Raw genomic sequence first — 19,940 nt, 5'->3', positions numbered from 1 at the left:
ATAACGCGCAAAGGTGCATTTGGTTGCGCGATCATCCGCACTTTTTTGATGCGACCTTTCAGAGCTGACATGCGCGACGTTTGGCGCAGTCCTTGAATAAACCAAATCCTGCGGGATCAGCTTGGCAACGCCAGCGTTCATCAGTATTAGGTCGTTCAGCTGAGGCCGAACGGCCCATATCACGGTGATCGCGACGGCGCCAAACTTGGCCGCGCTTGATGTCGCGGGTTCTAGGAGGATTTTTTCGTGCAAGAGACGGGCGTGCGCAACGGTGCCTTCGGCGCCGACAAATTCGGCTTAAAGAATCTCAAGCAGGTTCACTGGAATCTGGGTGCGCCGCAACTCTATCAATACTCGCTCGCAGCGGGTGAGGCGGTGCTCTCCGCCGATGGCGCACTCTGCGCCGACACCGGCGAGTTCACCGGGCGCAGCCCGAAGGACAAGTTCACGGTGCGCGACGCCACCACCGACAAGAAAATGTGGTGGGCCGGCAACCAGTCGATCACCGCAGAACAGTTCGAGACACTCTACCAGGACTTCCTCAAGCACGCCGAGGGCAAGCGCCTGTTCGCGCAGGACCTTTATGGCGGCGCCGACCCGGCCTACCGGATCAAGACGCGCGTCTTCACCGAGCTTGCCTGGCACTCGCTGTTCATCCGCACGCTGCTGATCCGCCCCGAGGCGATCGAGCTGTCGACCTTCGTGCCGGAGCTCACTATCATCGACATGCCGAGCTTCCGCGCCGACCCTAAACGCCACGGCTGCCGCTCGGAGAACGTCGTCGCGATCGATTTCGCCCGCAAGATCGTCCTGATCGGCGGGTCTTATTATGCCGGCGAAATGAAGAAGTCGGTCTTCACGACGCTGAACTATTACCTGCCCGAGCGCGGCGTGATGCCGATGCACTGCTCGGCGAATGTCGGCGCCAAGGGCGACACCGCGATCTTCTTCGGCCTGTCGGGCACCGGCAAGACCACGCTGTCCGCCGATCCCAACCGCACACTGATCGGCGACGACGAGCACGGCTGGGGCCCGAACGGCGTCTTCAATTTCGAAGGCGGCTGCTACGCCAAGTGCATCAAGCTGTCGCAGGAAGCCGAGCCCGAGATCTATGCCGCCTCGACGCGCTTCGGCGCGGTGCTGGAGAATTGCGTGCTGGACGAAGACACCCGCGTGGTGGATTTCGACGACGGCTCCAAGACCGAGAACACGCGTTCGGCCTACCCGCTCGACTTCATCCCCAACGCTTCGCGCACCGGCCGCGCGCCGCAGCCGAAGAACGTGGTGATGCTGGCTGCCGACGCCTTCGGCGTGCTGCCGCCGATCGCCAAACTCTCGCCGGCGCAGGCGATGTATCACTTCCTGTCCGGCTACACCGCCAAGGTCGCCGGCACCGAGCGAGGTCTCGGCAACGAGCCGCAGCCGGAATTCTCGACCTGCTTCGGCTCGCCCTTCCTGCCGCTCGATCCATCCGTCTACGGCAACATGCTGCGCGACCTCATCGCCCAGCACAATGTCGATTGCTGGCTGGTCAACACGGGGTGGACCGGCGGCAAATATGGTGTCGGCTCGCGCATGCCGATCAAGGTGACGCGCGCGCTGCTCACCGCAGCGCTCGACGGCTCGCTTCGCAACGTCGAATTCCGCACCGACAAGTATTTCGGTTTCGCGGTCCCGACCGCGCTGCCGGGCGTGCCGGCCGAGATCCTCAACCCGGTCAACACCTGGAAGGACAAGGACGAGTTCGACAAGACCGCGCGTGCGCTGGTCGGCATGTTCCAGAAGAATTTTGCCAAGTTCGAAGCTCAGGTGGATGCCGATGTGCGCGCAGCAGCTCCGGATGTGAAGCTCGCGGCGGAGTAAGCTCGCATTGTTTGAATTGCGAAGGGCGGCCGTAAGGCCGCCCTTTTTGTTTCCCCCATATCTCTCCACCGTCATTGCGAGCCGCCGGGTCCGCGCGGAGCGCGGCCCGATGACAGGCTCCGCGAAGCAATCGAGAATCCCTCCGCGGCGACAGTCTCGATTGCTTCGTCGCTACGCTCCTCGCAATGACGGACGGGTCTGGACGCAGCTACGCCTTGAAATATGCGATCTGCGTCGTGGTCGCGAGCAGGCGGCCGTTCGGGGACCACAGCTCGGCGTTCTGGTCGGCGTAGCTCTTGTGCATGATCTTCGAATCGGCCGTCGCGAGCACGCGGGTGATGTCTTCAGCCGCGAGCTCCTCGGCGTCGGTGTGGAAATAGGTCGTCAGCGACACCGTGCCGAACGGCACCAGCTCGCGCCTTGCGTGGAAGATGCGGCCGAAGAAGGCGTCCGACATCGACATCAGCGACAGCATGTCGAGCTTGCGCGGTGTGCGGTCGCTGATCCAGATCTTCGAATAGGTGCTGGCGGGCTCGGCCTGCGGCGGGCCGATCCGCATCTCGCCCTCGACGAAGCGGAATTCGTACTGGTTGGCCCAGGATGCCGAGATCTTCGGGAATGGCAGCGTCTGCTCGAACGGCTTTGTTTCAGGATATTGCGCCACCCTGTGCTCCCAGGACGGGCGCCGCTCGGCGAACACCGCGGTGGCGAGCGTTGCGACCTCGCCGCCGCCCTGGCTGAGCTCGACGCTCCAATGCTGGCTGGAGCGGTTGGCCTTGACCAGCCGCACGTCGAGATCGAACGGCCCCTTGGCGATCGGCGCGCAATAATTGACGGTGAGCGCGAGCGGATCGCCGGCGGCTTGCGGATGCTCGATCAGCGCGCGCAGGATCGTCGCGGCGGTTGCGCCGCCGAACGGGCCGACAAAGGCCCAGTAATCGTCGCTGGTGTGTCCCTGCCAATTGCTGTCACCCGCGGTGATGCGGGTCACGTCGTCGAAGGGGTGCGGGAGCTTGGCGTGCATTGTGTTTCCGTCTGTCATTTCAGGGCGATGCGCAGCATCGAACCCGGAAGTTCGAGATTCCGGGTTCGGCTCTGCGAGCCGCCCCGGAATGACGGTCGTCATATCACAGGCATGGCTTGCATGTGCAATTACGTGTCAGGTAACGCCGCTTCCACGCCGCGGAAAATCAGCCCGCGGCGTCGCGCAGGTTCGGCAGCAGCGGCGTGGTTGGGTTGACCGGCACGTTCCAGATCTCCTCGGCATATTCGCGGATGGTGCGGTCCGAGGAGAACCAGGCCATGCGAGCGACGTTGAGGATCGAGGCGCGCGTCCAGGCCGGCGTCACCTGCCAGCGCGCATCGACCGCGCGCTGCGCCTCGTAGTAAGAATCGAAATCGGCGCTGACCATGTAATGGTCAAGATAGCGCAGCGCGTGGGCGATGGATTCGAAGCGGCCGGGATCGCCGGGCGAAAACTCGCCGGCGCCGATCGCATTGATGGCGCGCTGCAGCTTCGGCGACCTGCGGATCACGTCCGAGGCATCCAGCCCCTGCTTGCGCCGGATCATGACGTCGCCGGCCTCCATGCCGAAGATCGCGATGTTCTCCGCGCCGACGTGGTCGCGGATCTCGATATTGGCGCCGTCGAGTGTGCCGATGGTGATGGCGCCGTTCAGCGCCAGCTTCATGTTGCCGGTGCCGGAGGCTTCCATGCCGGCGGTCGAGATCTGCTCGGACAGATCGGCGGCGGGAATGATCACTTCGGCGAGGCTGACATTGTAGTCGGGCAGGAACACGACCTTGAGCTTGCCGCCGATCGCGGGATCGTTGTTAACGATTTCGGCGACGTCGTTGATCAGCTTGATGATCAGCTTGGCGTAGCGATAGCTTGCCGCCGCCTTGCCGGCGAAGATCTTCACCCGCGGCACCCAATTGCCGTTGGGCTCGTCCTTGATCGCCTGGTACAGCGCGACCGTCTCGATGATGTTGAGCAGCTGGCGCTTGTACTCGTGGATGCGCTTGATCTGCACGTCGAACAATGCGCTCGGGTCGACCCTGATGCCGAGCCGTTCACCGATCAGGCGAGCGAGCTGGGCCTTGTTGTGGTGCTTGACGCTGCGGAATCGCTTCTGGAACTCGACATCGCTGGCGCGCGCCTCGATCAGCGAGAGCTGGGTCGGATCGTCGAGCACGGCCTCGCCGCAGCTCTCGCGCAACAAATCGGTCAGCTTCGGGTTCGCCAGCATCAGCCAGCGTCGGAAGGTGATGCCGTTGGTCTTGTTGGTGATGCGGCCGGGATAGAGATGATTGAGATCGTGGAACACGGTCTCGCGCATCAGGTCCGAATGCATCGCCGAGACGCCGTTGATGCGGTGCGAGCCGACGAAGGCGAGCTGGCCCATGCGCACGCGGCGGCCGCTCTTCTCGTCGATCAGCGAGACCGAGGCGCGGAAGTCGATGTCGCCGGGGCAGCGCGCCTCGGCGAGCGCCAGATGCTGCACGTTGATGCGGTAGATGATTTCCAGATGCCGCGGCAGCAGCCGCTCGAACAGCTCGACCGGCCAGGTCTCCAGCGCCTCCGGCAGCAGCGTGTGGTTGGTGTAGGAGAGGGTGGCGACGGTGATCTTCCAGGCCTCGTCCCAGCGGAAATTGTGGAGGTCGACGAGGATGCGCATCAGCTCGGTGACGGCAAGGCTCGGATGGGTGTCGTTGAGCTGCACCGCGACCTTGTTCGACAGGCTGCGCAGCTGGCCGTCCGACGACAGATGCCGCTTCACCAGATCTTGCAGCGAGGCCGAGACGAAGAAATATTCCTGGCGCAGCCGCAGCTCGCGGCCCGCCGGGCTCTCGTCGTTCGGATAAAGGAATTTGCAGATCGCCTCTGCGCGCGCCTGCTCGGCGCTGGCGCTGACATAGTCGCCCTTGTTGAACGCGTCTAACTTGAGCGGGTCGGGCGAACGCGCCGACCAGAGGCGCAGCGCGTTGACGTGCTGGCCGCGCCAGCCGACGATCGGCGTGTCATAGGCGATCGCCTGCACGGTCTCAGCAGGATGCCAGATCGCGCGGTCGCGGCCCTTGTCGTCGACATGCTCGACGCCGCCGCCGAAATTGACGTCGTAGATCACCTCGGGCCGCTGCAATTCCCAGGGGTTGCCGAAGCTCAGCCATTCGTCGGGATATTCCTGCTGCCAGCCCTGATTGATGATCTGGCGGAACAGGCCGTAATCGTAGCGGATGCCGTAGCCGATCGCGGGGATCGACAGCGTCGCCATGCTCTCCATGAAGCAGGCGGCGAGCCGGCCGAGGCCGCCATTGCCGAGCGCCGCATCCGGCTCGCATTTGCGCAGCTCGGGGAGCGAGACGCCGAGATCGCCGAGCGCGACCTCGAAGATATGGAGCAGGCCCATGTTGTTGAGCGCGTCGGTGAAGAGCCGTCCGATCAGGAACTCGAGCGAGAGATAGTAAACCCGCTTGCGGCCGGCGTCGTAGCTGTGCTTCTCGGCCGTGAGCCAGCGATGCACGATGCGGTCGCGCAGCGCGAGCGCCGCGGCCTGGTACCAATCGTGCCGGGTCGCCATGCCGGCGTCCTTGCCAATGGCAAGGCGCAGCTTTGCCAGGATTGCGCCCTTGATCTCGGCCAGCGCGAGTTCGTCGATGGGCTGCCCGGGGGCCGGAAAACTGGGCTGGAACGATGAATCCTGCAAAGCCGTCACTTCCTAGGTCGAAAGAACTCTTAACTCTACGCGTCCTGCCCTTGCACCGGAACTGTCGCCGGCGTGGCCGTGCACCGCGCTGGCGCAAATTTATGCAAGGAATGGGCCGAGTTGGGAACCCGGGGGAGCACGGAGAAACCCAGATTCGGTGCTAGATTACGAAAGATTCAGCCATCAGTGTGGAGGAGAGGACCGTGAGACTGCTGATCGAAATCGCCACTGCGGCCCTGCTCGTCATCTGCATCAGCGCCACCAGCGCGGCGTTTGCCGCCGGCAAAACCGGCCGCAGCGCCGACGGCCTCAGCTGCGGCTTCACGGCGCCGCAGAAAGCGTCGCCTGCAGCCCGCTGCGCCGCGATCAAGCGGCAATGCGGCGGCAAGTTCTACGCAAGCGCGTGCGGCGACAAGCTGATGTCGGCGGCCAAGTGAGCGTTTTTATGCCGCCTTGCTCTGCACCGCATCGCAAAACTCCGCGAGGCGGTCCGCAAGCCGCAGCGTCGCCGGGCTCGCATCCGGCGAAGCCATCAGCGCGACCTCGGTCTTGTTGATCGGCGCAAAGCCGTCCTTCGCCGTCAGCACGCGGTGGTCGGACTGGATTGCCATCTCCGACAGGATGCTGAGGCCCATGCCGGCGGCGACCGCGGCCTGGATGCCGGCGAGGCTCGATGAGGTGTAGGCCGTGTGCCAGGCGCGGCCCGCGCTTTCCAGCGCGTGGATGGCGCCGGCGCGATAGATGCAGCCGAGCGGAAAGCCGATCAGCGGCACCGAGGGGACGTCGATATCGACCGGATGGCTCTTGCTGGTGACCCAGTGCACCCGCTCCGGCCACACCGCGATCGCGTCCTTTGCCCCGGCCGCGCGCTTGTAGAGCGCAAGGTCGAGCTCGCCGCGTTCGAGATCGCGGGCAAGATGCTTGCTCTGGTCGGCGCGCACGTCCAGCCGCAGTCCGGGATGCGAGCGCGAGAACGCGCCCAGCAGTTTTGCCAGCCGGTAGGCCGCAAAGTCCTCGGGGATGCCGAGCCGGATCGCGCCTTCGCCGCCCGGCTGGCGCAACACGTCGCGCGCCTCCTCGGCCAGCGAGAGCAGCCGCCGCGCATAGGACAGCAGGCGCTCGCCGGCCTCGGTCGGGCGCACGTCCTTGCCGTCGCGGTGCAGCAGCACCTGACCCACATCCTCCTCCAGCCGCTTGATCTGCTGGCTCACGGTCGATTGCGTGCGGTGGACGCGTTCGCCGGCGCGGGTGAAGCCGCCGGCCTCGACCACCGAGACGAAGCTGCGCAAGAGCTCGAGATCGAGCAAGGCCGCCTCCATTCGAAAATCCACTAGGGTGGAGTTAATCATTTAATTTCCAAATGACAAGCGGCGTCCCTAGATCGAGGGCAGAAGAGAAAACATCCGAGAATGCCCCTCATGTCGCTCGCCAGCTCGCTTCCCGCCCCGCGCAGCCGCTTCAACACATTGCCGCTCGCGATCGGCCTGTTCTGCCTGCTCTGGAGCTACGCCTTCATCGCCGGCAAGATCGGCGTCACCCATTGCCCGCCGCTGATCCTGCTCGCGGCGCGCTTCTCCCTCGCGGGCATCCTGATCCTGGGCGCTACGTTGATCCGCGGCGAAGCCTGGTCGTTGTCGTGGCGCGATGTCGCGATCTTCGCCGTGCTCGGCATCGCCAACAACGCGCTCTATCTCGGCCTCGGCTATACTGGCCTGCAATCGGTCTCCGCCGGTCTCGGCGGCCTGATCGTCTCCGCCAATCCCGTGTTCACGGCGGCCCTCGCCGCGCTTCTGCTCGGCGAAGGCATGACCTGGCGCAAGGCGAGCGGCCTCTTGCTCGGCATCATCGGTGTGACCGCGATCGTCTGGCACCGCCTGTCGGTGGGGACCGATTCCCACCACGGCATCGTCTTCACGCTGGCCTCGCTCGCTTCGATCGTGGCCGGCACCATCCTGTTCAAGCTGCTGGCGCCGAAGGGTTCCTTGTGGATCGGCAACGGCGTGCAGAGCCTCGCTGCGGGCATCGTGCTCGCGCCGATCGCGTTCACCTTCGCCGATGTCCACGCGATCGACTTTACGCCGGGCCTGATCGGCGCCTTCGCCTTCCTCGTGCTCGGCGGCTCGATCCTCGCCTCCTGGCTCTGGTTCCATCTCTTGAAGGTGTGTGGCGCCACCGCCGCCAGCGCCTATCATTTCCTGATGCCGCCGCTCGGCATGCTGTTCGCATTCCTCGTCCTCGGCGAGCACATCGAGGCGCGCGACCTGCTCGGCATCATTCCGGTCGCGCTCGGTATCTATCTGGTGACGCGGCCGGCGAAGACTGCCTCGTAAAGGAGCTCATCATGTCCGTTTCCATCACACTGATCGGCGGCCCCACCGCGCTGATCGAGATCGACGGCTTCCGCCTGCTGACCGATCCGACCTTCGACGCGCCGGGTGCGTACCAGCTGCCGCATGTGAAGCTGGAGAAGACAATCGGGCCGGCCGTAACACCCGACGCGATCGGGCCGGTCGATGCGGTGCTGCTCAGCCATGACCAGCACTCGGACAATCTGGACCATTCCGGCCGCGACTATCTGTTCAAGGCCAAGCGCGTGCTGACGACCGAGGTCGGCGCCAAGCGGCTCGGTGGCCATGTCGAGGGCCTGGCGCCCTGGGCCACCGCACGTCTTGAGGATGGCAAGGGCAACATCCTCACGATCACCGCGACCCCGGCGCGTCACGGCCCGGCCGGCATCGAGCCCTTGTCGGGCGACGTCATCGGCTTCGTGGTGTCGCCGAGCGCCGAGGGCACGCGTCCGGTCTATATCAGCGGGGACACCACTTGGTTCGACGGCGTCGCCGAAGTTGCGCGCCGCTTCAAGTGCGGCGTGGTGCTGCCGTTCGCGGGAGCTGCGCAGACGCGCGGGCCATTCCATCTCACCATGGACACCAACGACACCATCGAGACCGCACGCGCCTTCTCCGATGCGATGATCGTGCCTGTGCATACCGAAGGCTGGGCGCATTTCCGTCAGAACGGCGAGGATTTGCGCAAGACCTTCGACGCGCTCGGCTTCGGTCCGCGGCTGCGGCTGCTGGAGCCGGGCGTGCGGACGGTGATCGAGGCGGCGTGATCACGCCACCCCGTCATTGCGAGGAGCCTTGCGACGAAGCAATCCAGACTGCCGCAGCGGACGCAGTCTGGATTGCTTCGCTGCGCTCGCAATGACGGGGGCTAGTCCTTCCTGAACACGATCGAGGCCATCCACCCCGTCATCAGCGCCATCGCAACCGTGGCGAGGCCGTACAGCAACCCGTTGTGCCGTGCGGTGGTGGCGATGAACTGCTCGAAGCCGACCTTGACGATCTCGAACGCGGTCTCGGTCTTGCCGATGAACGCGCCGTTGGCGAACAGCTTGATCTCGATCTCATAGGTGCCGATCGGCACCTCCGCGGGCAGCGGAATGCCGGTGCGGAACAGCGTCGGTGTCAGGAACGTCACCGCGCTTCCGTCTTCGCGATAAAGCCCGCGCTGGGTGCGCAGGCGAATGAAGGCCGAGCGGAACGCATCGTTCGGCACCACGTCGGCAAAGTCGCCGCTGACCCGCTGCGTCAGCAGCACGTTGTTGAGCCCGATCTGCTGCCGCCGCGCGATCTCGGGCGAGGTGATGGCGTCGAACGGGCGGTTGGCGAACAGCGCGAGATAGCTCGGCACCTGCAGGAACTGGCGGTAGTCGGTGTTGATCCAGACGCCGAAGGTGCGCTCCTTCCGCCGCGTCACCATGTCGGCGCGCGGGCCCATCACGGTGACGACGAGATCGTAGGCGGTGCGGTCGGCGGGCGTCGTCGTATCCTTCTCGACCGAGCCGAACAGCACCAGCTCCTCGCCGGAATAGTTCGGCGTCACCGTGACCCGGTGGTTCGAGACCGACACGATCAGCCGCTCGGCCCGCGCAGCGCCGCCGAGCAGCAGGACGAGGACGATGGCGAGAAGCATGCGCCTCATCGGCTCACTCCGAGCTCTCGGATGGTGAAGAGATCGGAGGGCTGGATCACCAGCTCGATCGCGAAGCGGATTCCGACCGAGAGGATGAGCAAGCCCAGCAGCAGCCGCAGCTGCTCGCCGCGGATCTTCTGGCCGGCACGGGCGCCGAACTGCGCGCCGGTGACGCCGCCGACCATCAGGATCAGCGCCAGCACGGCATCGACCAGGTGATTGGTCGCCGCGTGCAGCATGGTCGCGAACAGCATGGTGACGACGGTGAGAACCATCGAGGTCCCGATCACCGTCGAGGTCGGCACCCGCAAGAGATAGATCATGATCGGCACCAGGATGAAGCCGCCGCCTATACCCATGATGGCGCCGATGAAACCGATTACGATGCCGACGATCACCACGGGGATGACCGAGAGATAGATCTTCGAGCGCTTGAACCGCATCTTCAGCGGCAGGCCGTGGATCCAGTTGTGAGTGCGGCGCGGCGGCAGCGCCCCGCGCCGGGTCCGCATCAAGGCGCGCAATCCTTCCGAGAACATCAGGCTGCCGACCGTGGTGAGCAGCACGACGTAGGAGAGCGCGATCATCAGGTCGAGCTGGCCGAGCGCGCGCAGCTGGGTGAAGGTCCAGACGCCGAGCGTGGTGCCGGTCACGCCGCCGCATAACAAGACGCTCGCCAGCGCCGGATCGATCGCGCGCCGCCGCCAATAGGAGAGGGCGCCGGAAAAGGAGGAGGCCGCGATGTGGCTCGCCACCGAGGCCACCGCGACCGCTGGCGTGATGCCGATGAAAATCAGGAGCGGCGTCATCAGGAAGCCGCCGCCGATTCCGAACATGCCGGAGACGAAGCCGACCGCCGCGCCCATGGCGAGCACCAGGAAGACGTTGACCGGAAGATCGGCGATCGGGAGGTAGAGCTGCATTGAACCTGCGCACCGGCGAGACGGATCGACGAACGCGGAATGCTCGCGGAGAGGACGGAACGATTGCCGCGTCCCTCAATAGCGGAATTCGCCGGCGGGCGGGACCGGGAATTTCAGGATTGGTGAATGGGTGTGACGCGCGCGTGATGATCTGTGCGATCGTCCGCCTCCCGCTGCAGGCGGAGAGGCGAAAGGTCAGAACGGACTGACCGAGAAATACCGCAGCCAGAGATCGGTGTAGCGGCCTTTTTCCCAGATTCGGAACATCGCCCAGTTCAGGGCCTGGCGCAGCACGTCGTTGCCCTTGCGCACGGCGATGCCGATGCCCTCGCCGAAGAAACGGCTCTCGACGAACGGGCCGCCGGAGAAGGCGCAGCAATCGGCCGAATCCGTGCCGTTGATCCAGAACGCCAGCGAGATGGCGTCGCCGAAGATGAAGTCGACCTCGCCCCTGCGCAGAGCTGCGCGCATCGCATCGTCATTGGGGTAGGCGTGCAGCTCGGCGTCGGTGAACATCGCCTTGAGATACGCCTCGTGCGCGGAGCCGGCGATGGCGCCGACCTTCTTGCCTTCGAGATATTCGGGGCGGATCTCCGGCATCACCGCATCCTTGCGCGAGACGAAGCGCGCCGGCACGCGGTAATAGGGATCGGTGAAGTCGACGCGGGCGCGCAGCTGCGGGCTCACCGCCATGGAGGCGATGATGGCATCGCCCCGGTTGGAGGTGAGCGCATCGACCAGCGTCTCGAAGCGCCGCATCTGCACCGTGCAGGTGACCTTGATCTCCTCGCAGAGCGCGCGGGCAAAATCGACGTTGAAGCCGGCCGGATTGCCGTCCGCGCCGGTGAAGTTGAACGGCGGATAGTCGGTCTCGGTCAGGAAGCGGATCACGGTCAGGCGCGACAGGTCCGGCCGTTCGGGCCGCCGGCGCGGGTCCCAGAACCCGGGCACGGCCTGCGGAGCGGCTTGAGGTGCGGCTTGGGGCGCCGCCTGAGGGGTGGCCTGTGGCGCTGCCGGAGGCCGCTTGGCGGGAGCCTGCGCGTTCGCCTCGGTGACGCCGCCCAGCAGGCAAAGACCGGCGGCCAGCCCTGCCAGCAAGCCACGGACAGATTTGAGCGATTTCGCCTGTTGCGAGGGAGCCATCGGCGCAAGGAATGAATTTCGTCGAGATCAGAGGGCCTTATAGACGATCTGCCCGGGAACGCGAGCGCCGATTGTGGCCAGCGTGAAGCTCAAAGATAGCGCTTCAAGTCAACCGCCGCCTCTTCCGGCGTCCGCTTCAAATTGAACGGCGAGACGAACCTGCCGTCGCGGTCCATCAGGTAGATCAGCGCGGTGTGGTCCATCGTGTAATCGCCATCCTTGGTCGGGACCTTCTTGGCATAGACCCGGTAGGAGGAGACGACCTTGGCGGTCTCGGCGGGGTCGCCGGACAGGCCCTGGAGGTGCGGATCGAAGCTCGACAGGTAATCCTTCATCGTCGCCGGCGTGTCGCGCTCGGGATCGACCGAGATGAAGATGGCATTGACCTTGTCGGCGTCCTTGCCCATCGCGCGCAGCACTTCCGAGATCTCGAACAGCGAGGTCGGGCAGACGTCGGGGCAATGGGTGTAGCCGAAAAAGATCAGGGTCGGCTTGCCCTTCAGGCTCTTGTCGGTGACGGCCTTGCCGTTCTGGTCGGTCAGCTGGAACGGGCCGCCGATCGCGGCCGGCTGTGCCACCTTGCCGACCCCGCCCATGGCCCAGAACATGATCAGGAGCCCGACGACGAGGCTTGAGGCGAAGGCGGTCGCGATCACCAGCGGACGGGTGGCGGAGCTCATGGGCGGAAGACTTCCTGTCGCAGGTCAGAAGCAGGCGGCAAAGCCGGTCCTGATCATTTCGAAGAACACCTGGCTGCCATAGTGGAACCAGAGCGCCAGCGCGCCGATCACGGCGAGACCGCCGATGGCAGCGCCCGCCCACAGCAGCACGGATGGCATCCGCCCGGCAGTGGGCGAATTGTCCGATAGCCGATGTGCCGGATGCAGCGGTTGAGCCATGACAACGATCGGGACGAAGGTCCCGGTTCCCCGGCTTTCAGATAGGCTTTGCGCCGGCTGCGGGCAAGGCGCCGCCAGCGGGTAAGGCGCCGCCAGCGGGCAAGTCGCCGCTGCCGGTGCCTAAGGACGCCGTCAGGCTGCGGAGGTCAGTGAAGGAGCTGGCCCCTGGCGGATTCGAGCGGCTCCGCTTGCGGGAGTGACCGCCGCGACGGCTTAGCCGTCGAGGCTTGCGCGTCCATGTAGCACGGCTTGTACATGGCCTGGAGCTGCTTGCCCTTCAGGAAGAGCATCCGCGGGGTGAGGCCGCCCCGCTGGCCGATCCAGCGCCTCACCTGCGAGGGATACATCGCATAGAGCATCTGGGTCGCTTCGGGATTGGTGATGGCGCGGCCGTTGGCGCCGAAATCCCAGGCGGCGTGGAAGCCGAGCGTCGCATGCGAGGTCACGCAGATCCGGTCGTGCGGGATGGCACCGAGAACGATGGTACAGGCCGAGGCACAGAGGCCGTCGATGATGACCGTCTCGCCCGATTGCCTGAGGTCCTGGTATTTGTCGACGTAGGTTCCGATCCGGCCGCCGCGGTCATCCGCGATCCGAACCACCGCGTGAGAAGCCCCCATGCCCGCGATCGAGAGAACCGCCGCAAGCAACCCCGTCAGAAACTTCATTGTCCCCCGCCCCAGTCCAATTCGAATCTGTGTGTCAGGTGGTGATGCACGGCTAGCGTCGGTCGTAACCAGGGTTTTGTCTAGGCAGCCCTGCTGGCTCAAAACAAATTCAAATCCAGTGTTGCGCCCGCGCTGCACCCGGCCGTTCTCTATCCCAAAGTGGAACAAGTTAACGAGGCCTTACGCGCCATACCCTTGATCTCAGTTGCAACCGCTGGCTTCAATCCGGGAAATTACAGGGGGAACCCTTGGAGATGAAAGAATTGGAGGGGGAAACGCATGGCTGATGAAACGGACGTCATTATCGTCGGCGCGGGACTGTCGGGCCTCGTTGCCGCCACCGAGATCGCCGATGCGGGCAAGCGCGTGACGGTCGTCGACCAGGAAGGCGAGCAGTCGCTCGGTGGCCAGGCGTTCTGGTCGTTCGGCGGATTGTTCCTGGTCGATTCGCCGGAGCAGCGCCGGCTCGGCATCAAGGACTCCTACGAGCTTGCCATGCAGGACTGGCTCGGCACCGCCGGCTTCGACCGCGACGAGGATTTCTGGCCGCGCCAATGGGCCGAAGCCTATGTGGCCTTCGCGGCCGGCGAGAAGCGTGGCTGGCTGCGCGCGATGGGCCATCGCTTCTTTCCCGTGGTCGGCTGGGCCGAGCGCGGCGGCTATGACGCGATGGGTCACGGCAATTCGGTTCCGCGCTTCCACGTCACCTGGGGCACCGGCCCGGGCATCGTCGAGCCGTTCGAGCGCCGCGCGCGCGAGGCGATGAAGACCGGCCGGTTGATCTTCAGATTCCGCCATCGCGTCGATGCGCTCTCCATCACCAATGGCACCGTGGATGGCGTCAGCGGCGTCGTTCTCGCGCCTGACGATGCAGAGCGCGGCAAGAGCTCCTCGCGCAACGTGGTCGGCGACTTCGCCCTGAAGGCCCAGGCCGTGATCGTCGCCTCCGGCGGCATCGGCGGCAACCACGAGCTGGTGCGGCAGAACTGGCCGAAGCGGCTCGGTGAGCCCCCGGAGTTCATGATCTCCGGCGTGCCAGAGCATGTCGATGGGCGCATGATCGGCATCACGGAAAAGACCGGCGCGCGGCTGATCAACCGTGACCGCATGTGGCACTACGTCGAGGGCATCCAGAACTGGAACCCGATCTGGCCGCGCCACGGCATCCGCATCCTGCCAGGTCCCTCCTCGATGTGGTTCGACGCCACGGGCACGCGGCTGCCGGCGCCGCTGTTCCCGGGCTCCGACACGCTCGGCCAGCTCAACTACATCATGTCGACCGGCTACGAATATTCCTGGTTCATCCTGACCCAGAGCATCATCAAGAAGGAGTTTGCGCTGTCGGGCTCGGAGCAGAATCCGGACCTGACCGGCAAGAGCTGGCGCATGACGCTTCGCCGCGCCACCAACAAGGGCGCGCCGGCGCCGGTGGAGGCGTTCAAGAGCCATGGTGTCGACTTCATTGTCCGCGACAAGCTCGATGAGCTCGTTGTGGCCATGAACAAGCTCGCCGGCAGCGATCTCCTCAAGCTCGAGCACATCAGGATGCAGATCGAGGCGCGCGACCGCGAGGTCGCCAATCCCTACGTCAAGGATGCGCAGGTCATGAACATCCACAATGCGCGCCGCTATATCGGCGACAAGCTGATCCGCACTGCTTCCCCGCACCGCATCCTCGATCCCGCACACGGGCCGCTGATCGCGGTGAAGCTCAACATCCTCACCCGCAAGACGCTGGGCGGCTTCGAGACCGATCTCGATTCCCGCGTGTTCGGGGAGGAGGGCAGCATCATTCCGGGCCTCTACGCCGTCGGCGAGGCCGCCGGCTTCGGTGGCGGCGGCGTGCATGGCTATCGCTCGCTGGAAGGCACCTTTCTGGGCGGCTGCCTGTTCTCGGGCCGCAATGCGGGCCGTGCCGCCGCCAAGGCAGTGGGCTAGACCATGCGGCGGCGGATGCGCATCGCCACGCTGATCGCCGCCTTGGCGGCAGCTTCGGCCGCGTCCGCCGATGTGGTCGATGTCAACGGGGTGAAGCGCTCCTACACTGCGCAACTGCCGGCCAAGCGGCCCGCACCGCTCGTCGTCGTGCTGCATGGCAAGACCCAGCGCGGCGCCGACATGGTCACGCGGACGGCCTGGCCGCAGGTCGCCAAGCGCGAGGGCCTCGCCGTTGTGTTTCCGGACGGACTCAACAACGCGTGGGCGGACGCGCGCACCAAGGCGGGACCTGCCCTGCGCGGACCACCGGCGGGCACCGATGACGTCGCCTTCATCGCAAGGCTGGTCGAGAAGCTGGTGGCCGACGGCACGGCCGATCCGAAGCGCGTCTACGTCGCCGGCGTCTCCAATGGCGGTGCCATGGCGATGACCATGGCCTGTGCGCGGGCCGATCTGTTTGCGGCGGCTGCGAGTGTCATCATGAACCTCAACGATGAAGCCGCTGTCACCTGTCATCCGTCGCGGCCGCTGCCGATGCTGCTCATGAACGGGACCGCCGATCCGCTGGTCCCTTATGAGGGCGGGCGCGGATCGAGCTATTTTGCCGCAGAGGGATTCTGGTCGACGGACGAAACGCTGGCGTTCTGGCGCAGGCTCAACGGCTGCGAGACCGACGATGCCGGCATCACCGACATGCCCGACGCGGCGCCGGCGGACCAGTCCACAGTGACCCGGATCAGCTCCCGCTGTCCGGCTGGGCAGGACGTCGTGCTCTATCGCATCAACCATGGTGGCCACCGCATGCCAGGCTTCGCTCCGGATGCCCGCTTCCCGAAGGTCGCCAGGAACCTGCTCGGATCGCAAAACGGCGACATCGACGGCGCCGAAACGATCTGGACGTTCTTCAGTCGGTTTCCGTGAACGGCGCAATGTTGGCCAGCGCATGCGTGCAGGGCTGCGCATGCGTGCCAGGCAACGCACGCGTGCCTGGGGGTGGCACAGTGCAAACCGCTGGGCTAGACAGGGCCGCCATTCCAGCCAGGAGATCCCAGATGAGCATTCAGCGTTTTGAAACCGGCCCGCGCATGAGCCAGGTCGTCGTGCACGGCAACACCGTCTATCTCGCCGGTGTCGTCGCCAACAAGGCGGCCGGCGAAAGCGTGACGAAGCAGACCCAGGACATCCTGGCGACCATCGACGGCCACCTCGCCAAGGCCGGCACCGACAAGTCCAAGCTGCTCTCGGCCACGATCTACATCACCGACATGAAGACCTTCGCAGAGATGAATGCAGTGTGGGACGCCTGGGTCTCGCCCGGCAATACGCCTGCGCGCGCCACCGTCGAAGCCAAGCTGGCGGCCCCGCAATACACCGTCGAGATCATGGTGACGGCGGCGAAGTAATTTTTGCGAACACCTCACGCGCGTTGATGACCTCCGAGGTAATCGATCAACGCGCGTGAACCTTCGATAGTCACGGTCAGCCGGACAACACGGCGCCATCGAAGGAGAGAACCATGAACGACCCCGTCACTATCGCCCGCCGCTACATCGAGCTCTGGAACGAGCGCAGTGCCGGCCGCCGCCGCGAGCTGCTCAGCGAAGGCTGGACGAACGATGCGAGCTACGTCGACCCGGTGATGAAGGGCGACGGCCAGGACGGCATCGAGGCGCTGATCGCAGGTGTGCAGCAGCGCTTTCCCGATTTCACATTCAAGCTGATCGGCGAGCCCAATGGCTACGGCGATCACATCCGCTTCTCGTGGGGACTTGGCCCTGACGGCGCCGACAGCCCGATCAAGGGCACCGATTTCGCCGTGCTGAAGGACGGCCGGATCAGCAGCGTGACCGGATTTCTCGATCAGGTGCCGGCCGGGGCCTAAAGGGCTGGGTGGGAGCGATCTCGCCCGTTGCCATCCTTCGAGACGCCCGCAGTTGGCGGACCCTCAGGATGAGGATCGAGTGCGCTGCGCCGGGTTCAACAAGCGCCGATGCACCTGAGCTTCACCTCTGAGGAGACCGCGCGGCCGTCTCGAAGGGCGAGGCGCTTGCACAGGTCGCGCAATGACGGAGTGACAGCCCTCCTCGTGCAAGCGGGGAGGGCAGCCCCCTCGACGAAGCCATCCCTACGGCTTACCTGTCATGCCGTGCCGCCCCGTATCCTCCAGACATCGACCGAGCCGGCCGCGCTGCTGCCGGATCGCTTCCAGGCCTGGTTCGCAGCCCGCGGCTGGTCGCCACGCGCGCATCAATTGGCATTGCTGGAGAAGGCGCGCGAGGACCGCTCAGCCCTGCTGATCGCACCGACCGGCGCCGGCAAGACGCTGGCCGGATTTCTGCCGACGCTGGTGGAGTTATCTTCTCCCTCCCCCCTTGCGGAGGAGGGGCGGGGAGGGGGGTGGCCACAAGCACCGCTCGTGAGGCTACCCCCCTCCCGGCAGCCTGCGGCTGCCGACCTCCCCCACAAGGGGGGAGGTGGCAGCAACCTCGTCTCCACCGGGCGCAGCGTGCAGCGCAGCGGCGGGCTGCACACGCTCTACATCTCGCCACTGAAGGCGCTCGCCGTCGACATCGCGCGCAACCTCGAGCGTCCCATCGCCGAGATGGGCTTGCCGATCAAGGTCGAGACCCGCACCGGCGACACGCCGGCCTCGCGCCGGCAGCGGCAGCGGCGCTATCCGCCGGACGTGTTGCTGACGACGCCCGAACAGCTCGCGCTGCTGCTCTCCTCCGACGACGCGCCGTTTCTGTTCTCTTCCTTGAAGCGTATCGTGCTCGACGAGCTGCACGCGCTGGTCACGTCCAAGCGCGGCGATCTGCTCTCGCTCGGGCTTGCGCGATTGTGGCGCCTCGCGGCGCAGACGCGCGCGATCGGCCTGTCGGCGACGGTGGCCGAGCCGGAGCAGCTCGCGCGTTTCCTGGTGCCGCAACCCGACGGCACGGAGCGCGCAGCCGACATCGTCGTCGCCGGCGGTGCCGCGCCGCCGGTGGTCGAAATGCTCGACACGCGAGAGCGGCTGCCCTGGGCCGGCCACAGCGCGCGTCACGCGCTCCCCGAAATCTACGAGCTGATCAAGGCCAACAAGACCACGCTGGTCTTCGTCAACACGCGCAGCCAAGCCGAGATGCTGTTTCAGAATCTCTGGAGCATGAACGACGACGGCCTTGCCATCGCGCTGCATCACGGCTCGCTCGACGTCGCCCAGCGCCGCAAGGTCGAGGACGCCATGTCGGCGGGCCGGCTGCGCGGCGTAGTCTGCACCTCCTCGCTCGACCTCGGCGTCGACTGGGGCGACGTCGATCTCGTCGTCAATATCGGCGCGCCCAAGGGCTCCTCGCGCCTGATGCAGCGCATCGGCCGCGCCAACCACCGGCTCGACGAAGCCTCGCGCGCCGTGCTGGTGCCCGCCAACCGTTTTGAAGTCCTGGAGTGCCGCGTCGCGATCGACGCCATCGCCGAGAATGCGCAGGACACGCCGCCGTTGCGCACGGGCGCGCTCGACGTGCTGGCTCAGCATGTTCTGGGCTGTGCCTGCGGCGAGCCGTTCTTGAGCGACGAGCTCTATGGCGAAGTTCGCACCGCCGCGCCCTACGCGAGCCTGTCGCGGCAGGATTTCGACGACGTCGTCGATTTCGTCGCCTCCGGCGGTTATGCGCTAAAGACCTATGAGCGTTTCGCCCGCATCAAGCAGGACAAGGAAGGCCGCTGGCGCGTCGCCAATCCAAAAGTGCGGCAGAGCTACCGCATGAATGTTGGCACCATCGTCGAGGACGACATGCTGAAGGTGCGGCTGGTGCGCTCGCGCGGCGGCGGTACGGGATCAACCGGCGTGATCGCACGCGGCGGCCGGCTGCTCGGCGAGATCGAGGAGGCCTTTATCGAGGGCTTGACCCCCGGCGACACCTTCGTGTTCTCGGGCGAGGTGGTGCGCTACGAGACCCTGGTCGAGGACCAGGTCTATGTCTCGCGCGCGCATGACAAGGACCCCAAGGTGCCGTCCTACATGGGCGGCAAGTTTCCGCTTTCGACCTATCTCGCCGAGCGCGTGCGCCGCCTGCTCGACGACGGCCGCGCCTGGGGCGGCTTGCCGGAGCAGGTGCGCGACTGGCTGTCGCTGCAGAAGGACGTCAGCAGCGTGCCGGCGGTCCGGGAGCTCCTGGTCGAGAGTTTTCCGCGGGCCGACAAGCATTATCTGGTCTGTTACCCCTTCGAGGGACGTCTCGCGCATCAGACCCTCGGCATGCTGCTGACGCGGCGGCTGGAGCGTGCCCGCGCGCGGCCGCTCGGCTTCGTCGCCAATGAATATGCCGTGGCGATCTGGGGGCTCGGCGATCTCTCCTTCATGATCCGCGATGGGCGGATCGACCTCGACGCGCTGTTCGACCCTGACATGCTCGGCGATGATCTCGAAGCCTGGCTCGCCGAATCCGCGCTGATGAAGCGGACCTTCCGCAACTGCGCGATCATCTCCGGCCTGATCGCGCGCCGGCACACCGGCGAAGAGAAGAGCCGCCGTCAGGTGCTGTTCTCGACCGATCTCGTCTACGACGTGCTGCGCAAGCACCAGGCCGATCACGTCCTGCTCCGCGCCGCGCGCGCCGATGCCGCCACCGGCCTCTTGGATTTGCGCCGCCTCGGCGACATGCTGATGCGCATCCACGGCAGTATCGCGCACCGGGAACTCGATCGCGTCTCTCCCCTGGCCGTGCCCGTGATGCTGGAAATCGGCCGCGAGTCAGTTTATGGCGAAGCTGCAGACGAGCTTTTGGCCGAAGCCGCCGACGAGCTGGTCAAAGAGGCGATGGATAGAAGCGGGTAAGA

General features: G+C 65.6%; 18 protein-coding genes. 9 read left to right on the top strand and 9 right to left on the bottom strand.

What is annotated here, in order from left to right:
- The first annotated feature begins 246 nt into the window (after positions 1-246).
- On the top strand, positions 247-1,863 hold the full coding sequence (locus tag AC24YW_RS12750; RefSeq protein WP_487483048.1) for a phosphoenolpyruvate carboxykinase: 1,617 nt from the start codon (positions 247-249) through the stop codon (positions 1,861-1,863).
- Positions 1,864-2,071: 208 nt separating this feature from the next.
- Here AC24YW_RS12750 and AC24YW_RS12745 read toward each other — a convergent pair whose 3' ends face one another.
- Both AC24YW_RS12745 and AC24YW_RS12740 read right to left on the bottom strand, forming a co-directional pair.
- Positions 2,072-2,887, bottom strand: coding sequence for an acyl-CoA thioesterase (locus tag AC24YW_RS12745; protein ID WP_487483047.1), 816 nt, complete (start codon positions 2,885-2,887; stop codon positions 2,072-2,074).
- 166 nt (positions 2,888-3,053) lie between these two features.
- Positions 3,054-5,570 (bottom strand): glycogen/starch/alpha-glucan phosphorylase, encoded by a 2,517-nt coding sequence (locus AC24YW_RS12740; protein WP_487483046.1) that lies wholly within the window; start codon positions 5,568-5,570, stop codon positions 3,054-3,056.
- Positions 5,571-5,773: 203 nt separating this feature from the next.
- Here AC24YW_RS12740 and AC24YW_RS12735 point away from each other — a divergent pair, with 203 nt between their 5' ends.
- Complete coding sequence (locus AC24YW_RS12735; protein ID WP_487483045.1) at positions 5,774-6,007, top strand: hypothetical protein; 234 nt, start codon at positions 5,774-5,776, stop codon at positions 6,005-6,007.
- Between the two features lie 6 nt (positions 6,008-6,013).
- Here AC24YW_RS12735 and AC24YW_RS12730 read toward each other — a convergent pair whose 3' ends face one another.
- A complete protein-coding gene (locus AC24YW_RS12730; protein WP_487483307.1) occupies positions 6,014-6,877 on the bottom strand; it encodes a LysR family transcriptional regulator in 864 nt (287 codons plus the stop codon).
- 111 nt (positions 6,878-6,988) lie between these two features.
- Here AC24YW_RS12730 and AC24YW_RS12725 point away from each other — a divergent pair, with 111 nt between their 5' ends.
- On the top strand, positions 6,989-7,900 hold the full coding sequence (locus tag AC24YW_RS12725; protein ID WP_487483044.1) for a DMT family transporter: 912 nt from the start codon (positions 6,989-6,991) through the stop codon (positions 7,898-7,900).
- A gap of 11 nt (positions 7,901-7,911) precedes the next feature.
- Positions 7,912-8,685, top strand: coding sequence for an MBL fold metallo-hydrolase (locus AC24YW_RS12720; protein WP_487483043.1), 774 nt, complete (start codon positions 7,912-7,914; stop codon positions 8,683-8,685).
- Between the two features lie 101 nt (positions 8,686-8,786).
- Here AC24YW_RS12720 and AC24YW_RS12715 read toward each other — a convergent pair whose 3' ends face one another.
- The 6 genes from AC24YW_RS12715 to AC24YW_RS12690 all read right to left on the bottom strand — a co-directional run bounded on the left by AC24YW_RS12715 (position 8,787) and on the right by AC24YW_RS12690 (position 13,181).
- Positions 8,787-9,557 (bottom strand): TIGR02186 family protein, encoded by a 771-nt coding sequence (locus AC24YW_RS12715; RefSeq protein ID WP_487483042.1) that lies wholly within the window; start codon positions 9,555-9,557, stop codon positions 8,787-8,789.
- Positions 9,554-10,471, bottom strand: a complete 918-nt coding sequence (locus AC24YW_RS12710) for a sulfite exporter TauE/SafE family protein (protein ID WP_074448058.1) — start codon at positions 10,469-10,471, stop codon at positions 9,554-9,556. Before AC24YW_RS12710 ends, AC24YW_RS12715 begins: the two co-directional genes overlap by 4 nt.
- A gap of 195 nt (positions 10,472-10,666) precedes the next feature.
- Positions 10,667-11,614, bottom strand: coding sequence for a transporter substrate-binding domain-containing protein (locus tag AC24YW_RS12705; protein WP_487483041.1), 948 nt, complete (start codon positions 11,612-11,614; stop codon positions 10,667-10,669).
- A gap of 89 nt (positions 11,615-11,703) precedes the next feature.
- Positions 11,704-12,294, bottom strand: coding sequence for an SCO family protein (locus AC24YW_RS12700; protein WP_487483040.1), 591 nt, complete (start codon positions 12,292-12,294; stop codon positions 11,704-11,706).
- Between the two features lie 24 nt (positions 12,295-12,318).
- On the bottom strand, positions 12,319-12,513 hold the full coding sequence (locus AC24YW_RS12695) for a hypothetical protein (protein ID WP_036014155.1): 195 nt from the start codon (positions 12,511-12,513) through the stop codon (positions 12,319-12,321).
- A gap of 146 nt (positions 12,514-12,659) precedes the next feature.
- Positions 12,660-13,181: a hypothetical protein gene (locus AC24YW_RS12690; RefSeq protein ID WP_487483039.1), complete on the bottom strand. Its 522-nt coding sequence runs from the start codon at positions 13,179-13,181 to the stop codon at positions 12,660-12,662.
- A gap of 279 nt (positions 13,182-13,460) precedes the next feature.
- Here AC24YW_RS12690 and AC24YW_RS12685 point away from each other — a divergent pair, with 279 nt between their 5' ends.
- From AC24YW_RS12685 to AC24YW_RS12665, 5 genes are all read left to right on the top strand, one after another.
- Entirely contained in the window at positions 13,461-15,119 is a 1,659-nt protein-coding gene (locus AC24YW_RS12685) for an FAD-binding dehydrogenase (protein ID WP_487483038.1), read from the top strand.
- 3 nt (positions 15,120-15,122) lie between these two features.
- Positions 15,123-16,040: a CE1 family esterase gene (locus AC24YW_RS12680; RefSeq protein WP_487483037.1), complete on the top strand. Its 918-nt coding sequence runs from the start codon at positions 15,123-15,125 to the stop codon at positions 16,038-16,040.
- A gap of 131 nt (positions 16,041-16,171) precedes the next feature.
- A complete protein-coding gene (locus tag AC24YW_RS12675) occupies positions 16,172-16,522 on the top strand; it encodes a RidA family protein (RefSeq protein WP_025032572.1) in 351 nt (116 codons plus the stop codon).
- A 113-nt stretch (positions 16,523-16,635) separates the two neighbouring features.
- Positions 16,636-17,001 (top strand): nuclear transport factor 2 family protein, encoded by a 366-nt coding sequence (locus tag AC24YW_RS12670; RefSeq protein WP_487483036.1) that lies wholly within the window; start codon positions 16,636-16,638, stop codon positions 16,999-17,001.
- 264 nt (positions 17,002-17,265) lie between these two features.
- Positions 17,266-19,938 (top strand): ligase-associated DNA damage response DEXH box helicase, encoded by a 2,673-nt coding sequence (locus tag AC24YW_RS12665; RefSeq protein ID WP_487483035.1) that lies wholly within the window; start codon positions 17,266-17,268, stop codon positions 19,936-19,938.
- The last annotated feature ends 2 nt before the right edge of the window (positions 19,939-19,940 follow it).

It is taken from the genome of Bradyrhizobium sp. USDA3516 (assembly GCF_057651995.1).
Note: the sequence above shows the minus strand (reverse complement) of the source record. Positions and strands in the feature narration are given on the sequence as shown.